We start from the raw sequence: 17,034 nt of genomic DNA on the forward strand, positions 1-17,034 counted from the left end.
GACGACGGTCTGCGTTTCGCAATCCGTGAAGGCGGCCGTACCGTTGGCGCGGGCGTTGTTGCTAAAGTTCTCGGCTAATCGCTGATAACATTTGACGCAATGCGCAATAAAAGGGCATCATTTGATGCCCTTTTTGCACGCTTTCACATCAGAACCTGGCTCATCAGTGATTAATTTTGTCATAATCATTGCTGAGACAGGCTCTGCGGAGAGCGTATAATACGAAAAGCGAATAGCATTTCGATTGGTTTGCCTCGCACTCGCGGGGTCAAAATGTTTGTAGAATACTTCTGACAGGTTGGTTTATGAGTGCGAATACCGAAGCTCAAGGGAGCGGGCGCGGCCTGGAAGCGATGAAATGGGTAGTTGTAGCCGTGCTGCTGATTGTGGCGATTGTCGGCAACTATCTTTATCGTGACATGATGCTGCCGCTACGCGCGCTTGCAGTGGTAATTCTGATTGCTGCGGCGGGTGGTGTCGCGCTGTTGACGACGAAAGGCAAAGCGACCGTTGCGTTTGCCCGCGAAGCGCGTACCGAAGTCCGCAAGGTCATTTGGCCGACTCGCCAGGAAACATTGCACACCACGCTGATTGTAGCGGCGGTAACCGCTGTAATGTCACTGATCCTGTGGGGACTGGATGGTATTCTGGTTCGCCTGGTATCCTTTATCACTGGCCTGAGGTTCTGAGATGTCTGAAGCCCCTAAAAAGCGCTGGTACGTCGTTCAGGCGTTTTCCGGTTTTGAAGGCCGCGTAGCTACGTCGCTGCGTGAGCATATCAAATTACACAATATGGAAGAGTTATTTGGCGAAGTTATGGTTCCGACCGAAGAAGTGGTTGAGATCCGTGGCGGCCAACGTCGCAAAAGCGAACGTAAATTCTTCCCGGGTTACGTGCTGGTTCAGATGGTGATGAACGACGCGAGCTGGCACCTGGTGCGCAGCGTACCACGCGTGATGGGCTTTATCGGCGGCACATCTGACCGTCCGGCGCCAATCAGCGACAAAGAAGTTGATGCGATTATGAACCGCCTCCAGCAGGTGGGTGATAAACCGCGTCCGAAAACGCTGTTTGAACCGGGTGAGATGGTTCGTGTTAACGACGGTCCGTTTGCTGACTTTAATGGCGTCGTCGAAGAAGTGGACTACGAGAAGTCCCGCCTGAAAGTTTCCGTTTCTATCTTTGGTCGTGCGACCCCGGTAGAGCTGGACTTTGCTCAGGTAGAAAAAGCCTAAGCAGCGATCAAAAAAGCGACGATTTAATCGTTGCACAGGGCGCGAGATTGGAATACAATTTCGCGCCTTTTGTTTTTATGGGTCCCGACCCGTAAAACGAATTTTATTCACGGGGAGCCTCTCCGAGGCGTTATTACCCAATCAGAGGATTTTAGAATGGCTAAGAAAGTACAAGCCTACGTCAAGCTGCAGGTTGCAGCAGGTATGGCGAACCCAAGTCCACCAGTTGGTCCAGCTCTGGGTCAGCAGGGTGTGAACATCATGGAATTCTGTAAAGCGTTCAACGCCAAAACTGAATCCATGGAGAAAGGTCTGCCAATCCCAGTTGTAATCACTGTTTACGCTGACCGTTCTTTCACTTTCGTTACCAAAACCCCTCCAGCAGCAGTTCTGCTGAAGAAAGCAGCGGGCATCAAGTCTGGTTCCGGTAAGCCGAACAAAGACAAAGTGGGTAAAATTTCCCGCGCTCAGTTGCAGGAAATCGCGCAGACCAAAGCTGCCGACATGACTGGTTCCGACATTGAAGCGATGACTCGCTCCATCGAAGGTACTGCACGTTCCATGGGCCTGGTAGTGGAGGACTAAGAAATGGCTAAACTGACCAAGCGCATGTCCGTGATCCGTGACAAAGTTGATGCGACCAAACAGTACGACATCAACGAAGCTATCGCTCTGCTGAAAGAACTGGCTACCGCTAAGTTCGTTGAAAGCGTTGACGTTGCCGTTAACCTGGGCATCGACGCTCGTAAATCCGATCAGAACGTTCGTGGCGCAACTGTACTGCCACACGGTACTGGCCGTTCCGTACGCGTAGCTGTATTTGCTCAGGGTGCAAACGCTGAAGCTGCTAAAGCTGCCGGCGCTGAACTGGTAGGTATGGAAGATCTGGCTGATCAGATCAAGAAAGGCGAAATGAACTTTGACGTTGTTATTGCTTCTCCAGATGCAATGCGCGTTGTTGGCCAGCTGGGCCAGGTTCTGGGTCCACGCGGCCTGATGCCAAACCCGAAAGTGGGTACTGTAACCCCTAACGTTGCTGAAGCGGTTAAGAACGCTAAAGCAGGTCAGGTTCGTTATCGTAACGACAAAAACGGCATCATCCACACCACCATCGGTAAAGTGGACTTTGACGCTGACAAACTGAAAGAAAACCTGGAAGCTCTGCTGGTTGCGCTGAAAAAAGCAAAACCAACTCAGGCGAAAGGCGTGTACATCAAGAAAGTTAGCATCTCCACCACCATGGGTGCAGGTGTTGCAGTTGACCAGGCTGGCCTGAGCGCTGCTGCAAACTAATGCCTTTACGTGGGCGGTGATTTTGTCTACAATCTTACCCCCACGTTTGCTAACAAAAGTTAGCGGCTAAAAGAATTGTTCGTTGGAGCCTGGCCTATCCAGGCCTCCGTCGAAGACCGCAGGTGTTTCGCAAGAAACTTAATCCCCTGCGTAGACGGTGACAGAACGCTAAGATTATTTTAAATACTCTGGCTTGTTTCTGCTCACCGTATTAAGACGCTCTTCCCGTTGGGTCGAGTGAAGTGAGTTCCGGAACATGAGTTCCGGCAAACATCCAGGAGCAAAGCTAATGGCTTTAAATCTTCAAGACAAACAAGCGATTGTTGCTGAAGTCAGCGAAGTAGCCAAAGGCGCGCTGTCTGCAGTAGTTGCGGATTCCCGTGGCGTTACTGTAGACAAAATGACTGAACTGCGTAAAGCAGGTCGTGAAGCTGGCGTATACATGCGTGTTGTTCGTAACACCCTGCTGCGTCGCGTAGTTGAAGGTACTCAGTTCGAGTGCCTGAAAGACACGTTTGTTGGTCCGACCCTGATTGCATACTCTATGGAACACCCGGGCGCTGCTGCTCGTCTGTTCAAAGAGTTCGCGAAAGCGAATGCAAAATTTGAGGTCAAAGCTGCAGCCTTTGAAGGTGAGTTGATCCCGGCATCGCAAATCGATCGCCTGGCAACCCTGCCGACCTACGAAGAAGCAATTGCACGCCTGATGGCAACCATGAAAGAAGCTGCGGCTGGCAAACTGGTTCGCACTCTGGCTGCTGTACGCGATGCGAAAGAAGCTGCTTAATCGCAGTTATCTTTATAAAGCATTTGCTTACGTATAAACTTATTCTGATTTTCAGGAACAATTTAAATGTCTATCACTAAAGATCAAATCATTGAAGCAGTAGCAGCTATGTCCGTAATGGACGTTGTAGAGCTGGTTTCTGCAATGGAAGAAAAATTCGGTGTTTCTGCTGCTGCTGCTGTAGCTGTAGCTGCGGGCCCGGCTGAAGCTGCTGAAGAAAAAACTGAATTCGACGTAATTCTGAAAGCTGCTGGCGCGAACAAAGTTGCTGTAATCAAAGCAGTACGTGGCGCAACTGGCCTGGGTCTGAAAGAAGCTAAAGACCTGGTAGAATCTGCTCCAGCTGCGCTGAAAGAAGGCGTGAGCAAAGACGACGCAGAAGCACTGAAAAAATCTCTGGAAGAAGCTGGCGCTGAAGTTGAAGTTAAATAAGCCAACTTTTCTGGTTGCAGCCTAAGCAATTAGGCTGATGGCTGGTGACTTTTTAGTCACCAGCCTTTTTGCGCTGTAAGGCATCAGCAGCATTTCACACTGTTTGACTGCTGGTTGTCCTGACAATGCTTGTTTCTATCGACGACTTAATATACTGCGACAGGGTGCTCGCTCTGTGTAAATCGCAATGAAATGGTTTAAGCGTGATAGCAACAGGTATTGCGGAAAGTATTCAATTTTCCGGTCCACAAAATGGTGTTGCACAAACTGTCCCTTCGTCGGACAGATGGGTCGACTTGTCAGCGAGCTGAGGAACCCTATGGTTTACTCCTATACCGAGAAAAAACGTATTCGTAAGGATTTTGGTAAACGTCCACAAGTTCTGGACATTCCATATCTCCTTTCTATCCAGCTTGACTCGTTCCAGAAGTTTATCGAGCAAGATCCTGAAGGGCAGTACGGCCTGGAAGCAGCCTTCCGTTCCGTGTTCCCGATTCAGAGCTACAGCGGTAATTCCGAGCTGCAGTACGTCAGCTACCGCCTTGGCGAACCGGTGTTTGACGTTCAGGAATGTCAGATCCGTGGCGTGACCTATTCCGCACCGCTGCGCGTAAAACTGCGTCTGGTGATCTACGAGCGCGAAGCGCCGGAAGGCACCGTAAAAGATATTAAAGAACAAGAAGTCTACATGGGTGAAATTCCACTCATGACGGACAACGGTACTTTCGTTATCAACGGTACTGAGCGTGTTATCGTTTCCCAGCTGCACCGTAGCCCGGGCGTCTTCTTCGACAGCGATAAAGGTAAAACGCACTCTTCCGGTAAAGTACTGTATAACGCACGCATCATTCCTTACCGTGGTTCATGGCTGGACTTCGAATTCGATCCAAAAGACAACCTGTTTGTCCGTATCGACCGTCGTCGTAAGCTGCCTGCAACCATCATTCTGCGTGCACTGAACTATACCACTGAGCAGATCCTGGACCTGTTCTTTGAGAAAGTGATCTTTGAAATCCGCGACAACAAGTTGCAGATGGAGTTGGTGCCGGAACGTCTGCGTGGTGAGACCGCGTCGTTCGACATCGAAGCCGACGGCAAAGTGTATGTGGAAAAAGGTCGCCGTATCACCGCGCGCCACATCCGCCAGCTGGAAAAAGATGATATCAAACACATCGAAGTTCCGGTTGAATACATTGCAGGAAAAGTAGCCGCGAAAGATTACGTTGATGAATCAACTGGCGAGCTGATCTGCCCGGCGAACATGGAGCTGAGCCTGGATCTGCTGGCTAAGCTGAGCCAGGCTGGCCACAAACGTATCGAAACGCTGTTCACCAACGATCTGGACCACGGTCCGTACATCTCTGAGACTGTACGCGTCGACCCAACCAACGATCGTCTGAGCGCGCTGGTCGAAATCTACCGCATGATGCGTCCTGGTGAGCCACCAACTCGCGAAGCGGCTGAAAGCCTGTTCGAGAACCTGTTCTTCTCCGAAGACCGCTACGATCTGTCCGCGGTTGGTCGTATGAAGTTCAACCGTTCTCTGCTGCGCGACGAAATCGAAGGTTCCGGTATCCTGAGCAAAGACGACATCATTGAAGTGATGAAGAAGCTCATCGATATCCGTAACGGTAAAGGCGAAGTGGACGATATCGACCACCTCGGCAACCGTCGTATCCGTTCCGTAGGCGAAATGGCGGAAAACCAGTTCCGCGTTGGCCTGGTACGTGTAGAGCGTGCGGTGAAAGAGCGTCTGTCTCTGGGCGATCTGGATACCCTGATGCCTCAGGATATGATCAACGCCAAGCCGATTTCTGCGGCAGTGAAAGAGTTCTTCGGTTCCAGCCAGCTGTCTCAGTTCATGGACCAGAACAACCCGCTGTCTGAGATCACGCACAAACGTCGTATCTCCGCACTCGGCCCAGGCGGTCTGACCCGTGAACGCGCAGGCTTTGAAGTTCGAGACGTACACCCGACTCACTACGGTCGCGTATGTCCAATCGAAACGCCTGAAGGTCCAAACATCGGTCTGATCAACTCCCTGTCCGTGTACGCACAGACGAACGAATACGGTTTCCTCGAGACCCCGTATCGTAAAGTGACCGACGGTGTTGTTACTGACGAAATTCATTACCTGTCTGCTATCGAAGAAGGCAACTACGTTATCGCTCAGGCGAACTCCAACCTGGATGACGAAGGCCACTTTGTAGAAGATCTGGTTACCTGCCGTAGCAAAGGCGAATCCAGCTTGTTCAGCCGCGACCAGGTTGACTACATGGACGTATCCACTCAGCAGGTGGTATCCGTCGGTGCGTCCCTGATCCCGTTCCTGGAACACGATGACGCCAACCGTGCATTGATGGGTGCGAACATGCAACGTCAGGCCGTTCCAACTCTGCGTGCTGACAAGCCGCTGGTTGGTACCGGTATGGAACGTGCTGTTGCCGTTGACTCCGGTGTTACAGCAGTTGCTAAGCGTGGCGGTACCGTTCAGTACGTTGACGCATCCCGTATCGTTATCAAAGTTAACGAAGACGAGATGTATCCGGGCGAAGCGGGTATCGACATCTACAACCTGACCAAATACACCCGCTCTAACCAGAACACCTGTATCAACCAGATGCCATGTGTGTCTCTGGGTGAGCCAGTTGAGCGCGGCGACGTGCTGGCAGATGGTCCGTCCACCGACCTCGGTGAACTGGCGCTCGGTCAGAACATGCGCGTAGCGTTCATGCCGTGGAACGGTTACAACTTCGAAGACTCCATCCTCGTCTCAGAGCGTGTGGTTCAGGAAGATCGTTTCACCACCATCCACATTCAGGAACTGGCATGTGTGTCCCGTGACACCAAGCTGGGGCCAGAAGAGATCACTGCCGACATCCCTAACGTGGGTGAAGCTGCGCTCTCCAAACTGGATGAATCCGGTATTGTTTACATCGGTGCGGAAGTCACCGGCGGTGATATTCTGGTAGGTAAGGTGACGCCGAAAGGTGAAACCCAGCTGACGCCAGAAGAGAAACTGCTGCGTGCTATCTTCGGTGAGAAAGCGTCTGACGTTAAAGACTCTTCTCTGCGCGTACCAAACGGTGTTTCCGGTACGGTTATCGACGTTCAGGTCTTCACTCGTGATGGCGTTGAGAAAGATAAGCGTGCGCTGGAAATCGAAGAGATGCAGCTCAAACAGGCTAAGAAAGACCTGTCTGAAGAACTGCAAATCCTCGAAGCAGGTCTGTTCAGCCGTATCTATGCGGTGCTGGTTGCCGGTGGCGTTGAAGCTGAGAAGCTCGACAAACTGCCACGCGATCGCTGGCTGGAACTGGGCCTGACCGACGAAGAGAAACAGAATCAGCTGGAACAACTGGCTGAGCAGTATGACGAACTGAAACACGAGTTCGAGAAAAAACTCGAAGCGAAACGCCGTAAAATCACTCAGGGCGACGATCTGGCACCAGGCGTGCTGAAGATTGTTAAGGTGTATCTGGCTGTTAAACGTCAGATCCAGCCTGGTGATAAGATGGCAGGTCGTCACGGTAACAAGGGTGTTATCTCTAAGATCAACCCGATCGAAGATATGCCGCACGATGCTAACGGTACGCCGGTAGATATCGTACTGAACCCACTGGGCGTACCGTCTCGTATGAACATCGGTCAGATTCTGGAAACCCACCTGGGTATGGCTGCGAAAGGTATCGGCGATAAGATCAACGCCATGCTGAAACAGCAGCAGGAAGTCGCGAAACTGCGCGAGTTCATCCAGCGTGCCTATGATCTGGGTACCGACGTTCGTCAGAAAGTCGACCTGAACACCTTCAGCGATGAAGAAGTGCTGCGTCTGGCAGAGAACCTGCGCAAAGGTATGCCAATTGCAACGCCGGTATTCGACGGTGCAAAAGAAGCTGAAATCAAAGAGCTGCTGCAACTGGGTGGTCTGCCAACGTCTGGTCAGATTACGCTGTTTGACGGCCGTACCGGTGAACAGTTCGAGCGTCCGGTAACCGTAGGTTACATGTACATGCTGAAACTGAACCACCTGGTCGACGACAAGATGCACGCTCGTTCTACCGGTTCTTACAGCCTGGTTACTCAGCAGCCGCTGGGTGGTAAGGCTCAGTTCGGTGGTCAGCGCTTCGGGGAGATGGAAGTGTGGGCGCTGGAAGCATACGGCGCAGCATACACCTTGCAGGAAATGCTCACCGTTAAGTCTGATGACGTGAACGGTCGTACTAAGATGTATAAAAACATCGTAGACGGCAACCATCAGATGGAGCCGGGCATGCCAGAATCCTTCAACGTACTGTTGAAAGAGATTCGTTCGCTGGGTATCAACATCGAACTGGAAGACGAGTAATTCTCGCTCAAACAGGTCACTGCTGTCGGGTTAACGCCCGACAGCAGAGTGTGCTAACTCCGACGGGAGCAAATCCGTGAAAGACTTATTAAAGTTTCTGAAAGCGCAAACTAAAACCGAAGAGTTTGATGCGATCAAAATTGCTCTGGCTTCGCCAGACATGATCCGTTCATGGTCTTTCGGTGAAGTTAAAAAGCCGGAAACCATTAACTACCGTACGTTCAAACCTGAGCGTGACGGCCTTTTCTGTGCGCGTATTTTCGGGCCAGTAAAAGATTACGAGTGCCTGTGCGGTAAGTACAAGCGCCTGAAACACCGTGGTGTGATCTGTGAGAAGTGTGGCGTTGAAGTGACCCAGACCAAAGTACGCCGTGAGCGTATGGGCCACATCGAGCTGGCGTCTCCAACCGCTCACATCTGGTTCCTGAAATCTCTGCCGTCCCGTATCGGCCTGCTGCTGGATATGCCGCTGCGCGATATCGAACGTGTTCTGTACTTCGAATCTTATGTGGTTATCGAAGGCGGGATGACCAATCTGGAACGTAACCAGATCCTGACCGAAGAACAGTATCTGGACGCGCTGGAAGAGTTCGGTGACGAATTCGACGCGAAGATGGGTGCGGAAGCTATCCAGGCCCTGCTGAAGAGCATGGATCTGGAGCAAGAGTGTGAAACTCTGCGCGAAGAGCTGAACGAAACCAACTCCGAAACCAAGCGTAAAAAGCTGACCAAGCGTATCAAACTGCTGGAAGCGTTCGTTCAGTCTGGTAACAAACCAGAGTGGATGATTCTGACCGTTCTGCCGGTTCTGCCGCCAGATCTGCGTCCGCTGGTTCCGCTGGATGGTGGTCGTTTCGCAACGTCAGATCTGAACGATCTGTATCGTCGCGTGATCAACCGTAACAACCGTCTGAAACGTCTGCTGGATCTGGCTGCGCCGGACATCATCGTACGCAACGAAAAACGTATGCTGCAGGAAGCGGTAGATGCCCTGCTGGATAACGGTCGTCGCGGTCGTGCGATCACCGGTTCTAACAAACGTCCTCTGAAATCTTTGGCCGACATGATCAAAGGTAAACAGGGTCGTTTCCGTCAGAACCTGCTCGGTAAGCGTGTTGACTACTCCGGTCGTTCTGTAATCACCGTAGGTCCATACCTGCGTCTGCATCAGTGCGGTCTGCCGAAGAAAATGGCACTGGAGCTGTTCAAACCGTTCATCTACGGCAAGCTGGAACTGCGTGGCCTGGCCACCACCATCAAAGCCGCGAAGAAAATGGTTGAGCGTGAAGAAGCTGTCGTTTGGGATATCCTGGACGAAGTTATCCGCGAACACCCGGTACTGCTGAACCGTGCACCAACTCTGCACCGTCTGGGTATCCAGGCCTTTGAGCCGGTACTGATCGAAGGTAAAGCTATCCAGCTGCACCCGCTGGTTTGTGCGGCCTATAACGCCGACTTCGATGGTGACCAGATGGCTGTTCACGTACCGCTGACGCTGGAAGCCCAGCTCGAAGCGCGTGCGCTGATGATGTCTACCAACAACATCCTGTCTCCAGCGAACGGTGAACCTATCATCGTTCCTTCTCAGGACGTTGTACTGGGTCTGTACTACATGACCCGTGACTGTGTTAACGCCAAAGGCGAAGGCATGGTGCTGACTGGCCCTAAAGAAGCTGAGCGTATTTATCGCGCTGGCCTGGCCTCTCTGCATGCGCGCGTTAAAGTGCGTATCACCGAATACGAAAAAGATGAAAACGGCGAATTCGTTGCGCACACCAGCCTGAAAGACACGACCGTTGGCCGTGCCATTCTGTGGATGATCGTACCGAAAGGTCTGCCTTTCTCCATCGTCAACCAGGCGCTGGGCAAGAAAGCGATCTCCAAAATGCTGAACACCTGTTACCGCATTCTGGGTCTGAAGCCGACCGTTATCTTCGCTGACCAGACAATGTACACCGGCTTTGCTTATGCAGCGCGTTCAGGTGCATCTGTTGGTATCGATGACATGGTCATCCCAGAGAAGAAACACGAGATCATCTCTGAAGCGGAAGCTGAAGTTGCTGAGATCCAGGAGCAGTTCCAGTCTGGTCTGGTAACCGCAGGCGAACGCTATAACAAAGTTATCGATATCTGGGCAGCGGCGAACGATCGTGTATCCAAAGCGATGATGGACAACCTGCAAACCGAAACCGTGATTAACCGTGACGGCGTAGAAGAGCAGCAGGTCTCCTTCAACAGCATCTACATGATGGCCGACTCCGGTGCGCGTGGTTCTGCGGCACAGATTCGTCAGCTGGCAGGTATGCGTGGTCTGATGGCGAAGCCAGATGGCTCCATCATCGAAACGCCAATCACCGCGAACTTCCGTGAAGGTCTGAACGTACTCCAGTACTTCATCTCCACGCACGGTGCGCGTAAAGGTCTGGCGGATACCGCACTGAAAACGGCGAACTCCGGTTATCTGACGCGTCGTCTGGTTGACGTTGCGCAGGATCTGGTCGTCACCGAAGACGATTGTGGCACCCTCGAAGGTATCACCATGACCCCGGTTATCGAGGGTGGTGATGTTAAAGAGCCGCTGCGCGATCGCGTACTGGGTCGTGTGACTGCGGAAGACATTCTGAAGCCGGGCACCGCAGACATTCTGGTTCCACGCAACACCCTGCTGCACGAACAGTGGTGTGACCTGCTGGAAGCGAACTCTGTTGACTCCGTGAAAGTGCGTTCCGTTGTATCCTGTGACACCGACTTTGGTGTGTGTGCGCACTGCTACGGTCGTGACCTGGCGCGTGGCCACATCATCAACAAAGGTGAGGCTATCGGCGTTATCGCGGCACAGTCCATCGGTGAGCCGGGTACACAGCTGACGATGCGTACGTTCCACATCGGTGGTGCGGCATCTCGTGCGGCTGCTGAATCCAGCATCCAGGTGAAAAACAAAGGTAGCATCAAGCTCAGCAACGCGAAGTCGGTTGTGAACTCCAGCGGTAAACTGGTTATCACTTCCCGTAACACCGAGCTGAAGCTGATCGACGAATTCGGTCGTACCAAAGAGAGCTATAAAGTGCCTTACGGTGCGGTTATGGCGAAAGGTGATGGCGAGCAGGTTGCCGGCGGTGAAACCGTTGCAAACTGGGATCCACACACCATGCCGGTAATCACCGAAGTAAGTGGTTTCATCCGCTTTACTGACATGATCGACGGCCAGACCATTACTCGTCAGACCGACGAGCTGACCGGTCTGTCTTCTCTGGTGGTTCTGGATTCTGCTGAACGTACTACCGGTGGTAAAGATCTGCGTCCTGCACTGAAAATCGTTGATGCGCAGGGTAACGACGTTCTGATTCCTGGTACCGATATGCCTGCGCAGTACTTCCTGCCGGGTAAAGCGATTGTACAGCTGGAAGATGGCGTACAGATCAGCTCTGGTGATACCCTGGCGCGTATTCCTCAGGAATCCGGCGGTACCAAGGACATCACCGGTGGTCTGCCACGCGTTGCGGACCTGTTCGAAGCACGTCGTCCGAAAGAGCCTGCAATCCTGGCTGAAATCAGCGGTATCATCTCCTTCGGTAAAGAGACCAAAGGTAAGCGCCGTCTGGTTATTACGCCTGTAGATGGCAGCGAGCCGTACGAAGAGATGATTCCTAAGTGGCGTCAGCTCAACGTGTTCGAAGGTGAACGCGTAGAACGTGGTGACGTGGTTTCCGACGGTCCAGAAGCGCCGCACGACATCCTGCGTCTGCGTGGTGTGCATGCTGTTACCCGTTACATTGTTAACGAAGTACAGGACGTATACCGTCTGCAAGGCGTTAAGATTAACGATAAACACATTGAAGTTATCGTTCGTCAGATGCTGCGTAAAGCGACCATCGAAAACGCAGGCAGCTCCGACTTCCTGGAAGGCGAGCAGGTTGAATACTCACGCGTTAAGATCGCTAACCGCGATCTGGAAGCGAACGGCAAAATTGGCGCGACCTTCTCGCGCGATCTGCTGGGTATCACCAAAGCGTCTCTGGCAACCGAGTCCTTCATCTCTGCTGCATCGTTCCAGGAAACCACGCGTGTCCTGACCGAAGCGGCTGTTGCAGGTAAACGTGATGAACTGCGCGGTCTGAAAGAGAACGTTATCGTGGGTCGTCTGATCCCGGCCGGTACCGGTTATGCGTACCACCAGGATCGTATGCGCCGTCGCGCAGCGGGCGAACTGCCAGCTGCACCGCAGGTGACTGCTGAAGATGCATCCGCGAGCCTGGCAGAACTGCTGAACGCAGGTCTGGGCGGTTCCGACAACGAGTAATCGTTGATGCCGTAAATAAAAAACCCGCCTCGGCGGGTTTTTTTATATCTGCATTTTCAGTTTACCAGCGGGATGCGTCGATAAAGCTCAATCATGTCGCCCGCCAGATCCTGAATTACCATCGCGTTCATCAGGTGGTCCTGAGAATGAACGGTGATCAGGTTAACCGGCAGTTTTCCTGTCCCTTCGTCAAGACCGATAAGCTGCGTCTGGATCGTATGCGCATGTTTCACATATTCACGCGACTCTTCCATCGCTTTCTCGGCTTCGTCAAAGTCGCCTTTTCGCGCCATCTGCAACGCCGTCAGAGCCGCGCTGCGCGCCGCGCCTGCGTTGACCAGCAGTTCCATGATCGTGGTTTCTAAGTCTTCCATTATGACTCCAGAAGTTTGAGCGCTTTTTCCAGTACGGCATCACCTTTCATCATGCCGTAATCCATCATGTCGATGACCGCGACCTTTTTTCCGAGCGGATCGGCCTGCGCCTGGAGTTTTGCCTGTTCGTATTTGACCTGTGGCCCCAGTAATACGATATCAGCCGTCGCGATGTTATCTTTGAACTCCGCGACCGGAACGGCTTTAATGGTTACTTCGACTCCTTTTTTCTGCGCGGCATCTTTCATACGTTGAACCAGCATGCTGGTTGACATTCCCGCTGCACAGCATAAAACGATGTTCTTCATAGTCAGCCTCGATCTACATGTGTTTATTGATAATTATCCCGTGCAGACTGCTTCAACAACCGCTTTACCACGATTGTGTGTCAGGCATCACAAAGAAATCGGCATTTTTCTGAAACCGGTTACAATTTTACCGCGGAGAGCATTCTGCCCGTCAGATCGGGCAGAATTTGAGGAAGGGTATTATCGGCTGGCCGTGCTTACGATGCGGTTTTTACCCTGTTGTTTAGCGGTATACAGCGCTTCATCTACGCTACCGATAAATTGTTCCAGCGGTTCGAAGTGCCACTCTCCCGTCCCGGCGCTGAAGGTCACTCGCAGGTTCTCTTCCCGCCAGGTCCGCTTTTCAACGGCGGTGCGCCAGGCTTCCAGTAGCGCGTGCGCGGAGTTCATCAGCTCGGCCGGGAAGATCACGCCGAACTCTTCTCCACCGTAGCGGTAAACGGGAACGTGGTGCGGCTGCATGATCTGAATACCTTCGCGTGCCACGTTGCGCAGCACAATATCCCCGCTCAGGTGGCCCCAGGTGTCGTTAATGGACTTGAAGTTATCGATGTCGATCAGCGCCAGAACGAAGGGTTGATGGGCGGTCAGCAGCTCATCCACATCGTTGTCGAACGCACGGCGGTTTTTGCAGCCTGTCAGCGCATCATGGGTGGCCTGACGGACATAGGCCAGCTCGCGTTCTTTATTGGTTCGAATGGTATGGCTGAGCATCGCTTCAAGGCGTGGCGCCTGGTTGACGTCGCCGGTTTTGATGGCATTGATAATGTTCATCAGCACAGAACGCGAGGCATGACGAAGGTAAAGCCCAAACAGAATGATGATGATTGCCGCCAGCGCAAATCCCCAGCCGACGACGGTGGTCTCATGCCGGGTGATGACGGTAAGCGTGGCATCGGAGACCCGATAAATCACAAACCAGTCCGGATTGGTGAAAGAGTAGTAGTAATACCAGGTTTTACTTTTGGGGTCGAAAAGATGGCCCTCGCCGCTGGTCATTTGGTCCATCAGCGCTTCGCTTACGTACTGCTTAAAGAGCGCCCCCGTGTCCGGATGCAGCACAACAGCGCCGTCACGCTCCACAACAAAAAACTCACCCTGAACCGGCGCCACCATCTGGCGCAGGGTATACCCCATGGACGTTAAATCAAGATGGAAAGCGAGCGTGCCCTTCAGGCGGCCTTCCGGTGAAATGACCGGCTTATAGAGAGTGACCGTAGGATGTTGGGTAAAATAGTCCAGATAGGGGCGGGTGTAGTGAGGAAAGTTGCTGGCTTCCGCTTGTCCGATAAACCATGGACGGGTCCGGGCGTCGAACGACTTACCCTTCTCCGTTGGCAGCACTTCCGGCGCGCGCAGATGGCGCCCTACTGTGTCCGCCAGAGAGATAGACGACACCGTCGGCATCAGGTTCTGCAAATGCATCAACATCTGCAAACCGTGTGTCGGGTCGATATTAATTGTCTGATTTACTCTGTCGTTACGGGCGAAGTACATCGCAGCACGACCAAGAATATAGTCATTTTCTCGCAGGATGGATTCGGTATAGTTTACCGCCAGATTATGGGTGAAGTTACCATTAATCTTATGATAATCCTCAAGAAAATCCTTTCTCTGTGAAAGGATAACCAGGATGGCGATCAGCGCAAAACTGAGCAGGATCCCCGCGAAGCTGACCATAATTGGCCGCGTAAAAGAGAGCTTTTTACTGTGGAGTGCCATGAGTTGTACATCAATCCAGATGGTAGACGCGTTGCGTCTGTCGATACCCTCAGCATAGTCGCTGTCCGGTTGCTGGTAGTAAATTATACAGAAGGCGATTACCGACGAGATGATTTATCTTAAGCGTAGATAAGAAACGACGTATTTATTGTATCGATTAAAATTTTGTTTAAGAGGCGGAGGGCAGGGCGAAACGAGGAAGAAGCATTTTCACCCTGGTCAGCGTCCGTTGCTGACGTGGTAAAGCATAAGAAAACCAGGCAGATCGCCTCAATCGCCCGGTTTTGATCTTACGAGCCGCCTCGTAACCTTTTCGCGTTTTTGCAGTCGGTTTCAGCGCTAATGCGAGGCTCTTCCCAGCCAGCTATCCCAGTCTTTCCACACGGGCTGTAGCCCCTGGGCAGTCAGGGCTTCCGCCACCGCTTCGGGCCGTCGTCCGTCGTGCGGTGCAAACTGTTCCAGTTCCGGGTGATCGTCCGCGTAACCGCCCGGCTGCGTTTTGGAAAAGGCGCTAACGTTATTGATCGCCAGCGGGATCGCGCGGTCGCGAAACGCGGGTGATTCACGCGTGGAGAGCGACAATTCCACTTCCGGCGCGAACAGGCGAAATGCACACAGGGTTTGCACCAGCTGGCGCTCATCCATCAGCGAAGCGGGTTCAACGCCTCCCGTACACGGACGCAGCCGCGGGAAAGAGATGGAATAGCGGCTTTGCCAGTAGCGCTGCTGTAGCCACAGCAGATGCTCCGCCACCATATAGCAGTCCACCCGCCAGCTGTCGGACAGACCGATAAGCGCGCCCAGCCCAATTTTATCGATACCGGCGCGCCCCAGCCTGTCCGGCGTTTCCAGCCGGAAGATGAAATCCTGCTTCTTCCCTTTCAGGTGATGCCGGGCATAGGTCGCCTCGTGGTAGGTTTCCTGATAGACCATGACGCCGTCCAGCCCGAGCGTTTTCAGCTCCGCATATTCCTCCTGCGACAAAGGCTGCACTTCCATTTGCAACGAGGCAAATTCGCGGCGGATGGCCGGAAGATGCTGGCGAAAATAGTCCATCCCCACTTTGCCCTGATGTTCACCCGTCACCAGCAGGAGATGTTCAAAACCCATCTCACGAATAGCCGCACACTCGCGGGCGATCTCATGCTCATCCAGCGTTTTACGCTTAATACGGTTGCTCATGGAGAAACCACAGTAGGTGCAGTCGTTGGCGCACAGGTTAGAAAGATAGAGCGGCACGTAAAAGCTCACCGTGTTGCCAAAACGCTGGCGGGTGAGGCGTTGCGCGCGCTGCGCCATCGGTTCAAGGTACGCGCCGGCTGCCGGAGAAAGCAGCGCCATCAAATCCTCGCGGGTCAAATGTTTGGCTGTTAATGCCCGCTCTACGTCCGCAGAGGTTTTACTGTTGATGCGTAAGGCAATATCGTCCCAGTTCAGCTGACGCCAGCGATCGGTAAAGGTAGCCATCAGAGCGCCTCCAGAAAATCGGTCAGCGGGCTGGTGGCCTGCGCCTGAACGCAGCGCGAGCCAGGGCCGGACTGGCGTGCCAGCAGACCGGACTCCACGGCAAGGCGGAACGCACGCGCCATCATCACCGGGTCGTCGGCCACCGCAATCGCGGTATTGACCAGCACCGCATCGGCCCCCATCTCCAGCGCCTGCGCGGCGTGACTGGGTACGCCGATGCCCGCATCCACCACCACGGGCACGGTCGCCTGCTCGATGATGATCTCCAGCATCGCGCGGGTCTCCAGTCCCTGGTTGGAGCCAATGGGTGCCCCTAACGGCATTACGGCCGCGCAGCCGACCTCTTCCAGACGCTTGCACAGCACGGGGTCGGCACCGCAGTAGGGCAGGACGGTAAATCCCTGCTGCACCAGCTTCTCTGCCGCTTTCAGGGTTTCGATCGGATCGGGCAACAGCCAGCGGGCGTCCGGATGAATTTCCAGCTTCAGCCAGCGGGTGCCGAGCGCTTCCCGCGCCAGTTGCGCAGCGAAAATTGCTTCCTCGGCCGTTTTCGCACCGGAGGTATTCGGTAAGAGCGTCACGCCTGCCTCCAGTAACGGCGCAAGTATGGCATCGTTGTGCTGACGCAAATCCACGCGCTTCATCGCCAGTGTCACCAGCTGGCTGCCGCTCTCACGAATGGCATCCACCATCAGCTGCGGGGAGGCGAATTTTCCGGTTCCGGTAAACAGATGTGAATCAAAGACTTTGTCGGCAATACGTAACAT

14 protein-coding genes are annotated in these 17,034 nt (G+C 53.3%); 9 read left to right on the top strand and 5 right to left on the bottom strand.

What is annotated here, in order from left to right:
• The 9 genes from ACOTZD_RS22285 to rpoC all read left to right on the top strand — a co-directional run.
• Positions 1 to 78 (top strand): hypothetical protein (locus tag ACOTZD_RS22285; RefSeq protein WP_001184434.1); only part of this gene is annotated, 78 nt, incomplete at its 5' end.
• A gap of 227 nt (positions 79 to 305) precedes the next feature.
• Positions 306 to 689, top strand: coding sequence for a preprotein translocase subunit SecE (secE, locus tag ACOTZD_RS22290; RefSeq protein WP_003862342.1), 384 nt, complete (start codon positions 306 to 308; stop codon positions 687 to 689).
• A 1-nt stretch (position 690) separates the two neighbouring features.
• A complete protein-coding gene (gene nusG / locus ACOTZD_RS22295; protein ID WP_003862341.1) occupies positions 691 to 1,236 on the top strand; it encodes a transcription termination/antitermination protein NusG in 546 nt (181 codons plus the stop codon).
• A gap of 156 nt (positions 1,237 to 1,392) precedes the next feature.
• Positions 1,393 to 1,821, top strand: coding sequence for a 50S ribosomal protein L11 (gene rplK / locus ACOTZD_RS22300; protein ID WP_003862340.1), 429 nt, complete (start codon positions 1,393 to 1,395; stop codon positions 1,819 to 1,821).
• Between the two features lie 3 nt (positions 1,822 to 1,824).
• Positions 1,825 to 2,529, top strand: a complete 705-nt coding sequence (rplA, locus tag ACOTZD_RS22305; RefSeq protein WP_006810530.1) for a 50S ribosomal protein L1 — start codon at positions 1,825 to 1,827, stop codon at positions 2,527 to 2,529.
• A gap of 289 nt (positions 2,530 to 2,818) precedes the next feature.
• Positions 2,819 to 3,316 carry a 50S ribosomal protein L10 gene (rplJ, locus tag ACOTZD_RS22310; RefSeq protein WP_003862338.1) on the top strand — a complete coding sequence of 166 codons (498 nt, stop codon included), beginning with the start codon at positions 2,819 to 2,821 and terminating at the stop codon, positions 3,314 to 3,316.
• Positions 3,317 to 3,382: 66 nt separating this feature from the next.
• Positions 3,383 to 3,748, top strand: coding sequence for a 50S ribosomal protein L7/L12 (rplL, locus tag ACOTZD_RS22315; RefSeq protein WP_002445276.1), 366 nt, complete (start codon positions 3,383 to 3,385; stop codon positions 3,746 to 3,748).
• Positions 3,749 to 4,067: 319 nt separating this feature from the next.
• A complete protein-coding gene (gene rpoB, locus ACOTZD_RS22320) occupies positions 4,068 to 8,096 on the top strand; it encodes a DNA-directed RNA polymerase subunit beta (RefSeq protein WP_008503453.1) in 4,029 nt (1,342 codons plus the stop codon).
• Between the two features lie 76 nt (positions 8,097 to 8,172).
• A complete protein-coding gene (rpoC, locus tag ACOTZD_RS22325) occupies positions 8,173 to 12,396 on the top strand; it encodes a DNA-directed RNA polymerase subunit beta' (protein WP_022650200.1) in 4,224 nt (1,407 codons plus the stop codon).
• Between the two features lie 56 nt (positions 12,397 to 12,452).
• Here rpoC and ACOTZD_RS22330 read toward each other — a convergent pair whose 3' ends face one another.
• The 5 genes from ACOTZD_RS22330 to thiG form a co-directional block, all read right to left on the bottom strand.
• Positions 12,453 to 12,770, bottom strand: a complete 318-nt coding sequence (locus ACOTZD_RS22330) for a PTS lactose/cellobiose transporter subunit IIA (RefSeq protein WP_003862327.1) — start codon at positions 12,768 to 12,770, stop codon at positions 12,453 to 12,455.
• Positions 12,770 to 13,078, bottom strand: a complete 309-nt coding sequence (locus ACOTZD_RS22335) for a PTS sugar transporter subunit IIB (protein ID WP_010425948.1) — start codon at positions 13,076 to 13,078, stop codon at positions 12,770 to 12,772. Before ACOTZD_RS22335 ends, ACOTZD_RS22330 begins: the two co-directional genes overlap by 1 nt.
• Before the next feature lie 180 nt (positions 13,079 to 13,258).
• Positions 13,259 to 14,800 (bottom strand): sensor domain-containing diguanylate cyclase, encoded by a 1,542-nt coding sequence (locus ACOTZD_RS22340; protein WP_023315203.1) that lies wholly within the window; start codon positions 14,798 to 14,800, stop codon positions 13,259 to 13,261.
• Between the two features lie 339 nt (positions 14,801 to 15,139).
• On the bottom strand, positions 15,140 to 16,267 hold the full coding sequence (gene thiH / locus ACOTZD_RS22345) for a 2-iminoacetate synthase ThiH (RefSeq protein ID WP_022650202.1): 1,128 nt from the start codon (positions 16,265 to 16,267) through the stop codon (positions 15,140 to 15,142).
• Positions 16,267 to 17,034, bottom strand: coding sequence for a thiazole synthase (gene thiG / locus ACOTZD_RS22350; protein ID WP_022650203.1), 768 nt, complete (start codon positions 17,032 to 17,034; stop codon positions 16,267 to 16,269). Before thiG ends, thiH begins: the two co-directional genes overlap by 1 nt.

The sequence above is a fragment of the Enterobacter cloacae complex sp. SHL022 genome (assembly GCF_049237785.1).
GTDB classification, from domain to species: domain Bacteria; phylum Pseudomonadota; class Gammaproteobacteria; order Enterobacterales; family Enterobacteriaceae; genus Enterobacter; species Enterobacter hormaechei_C.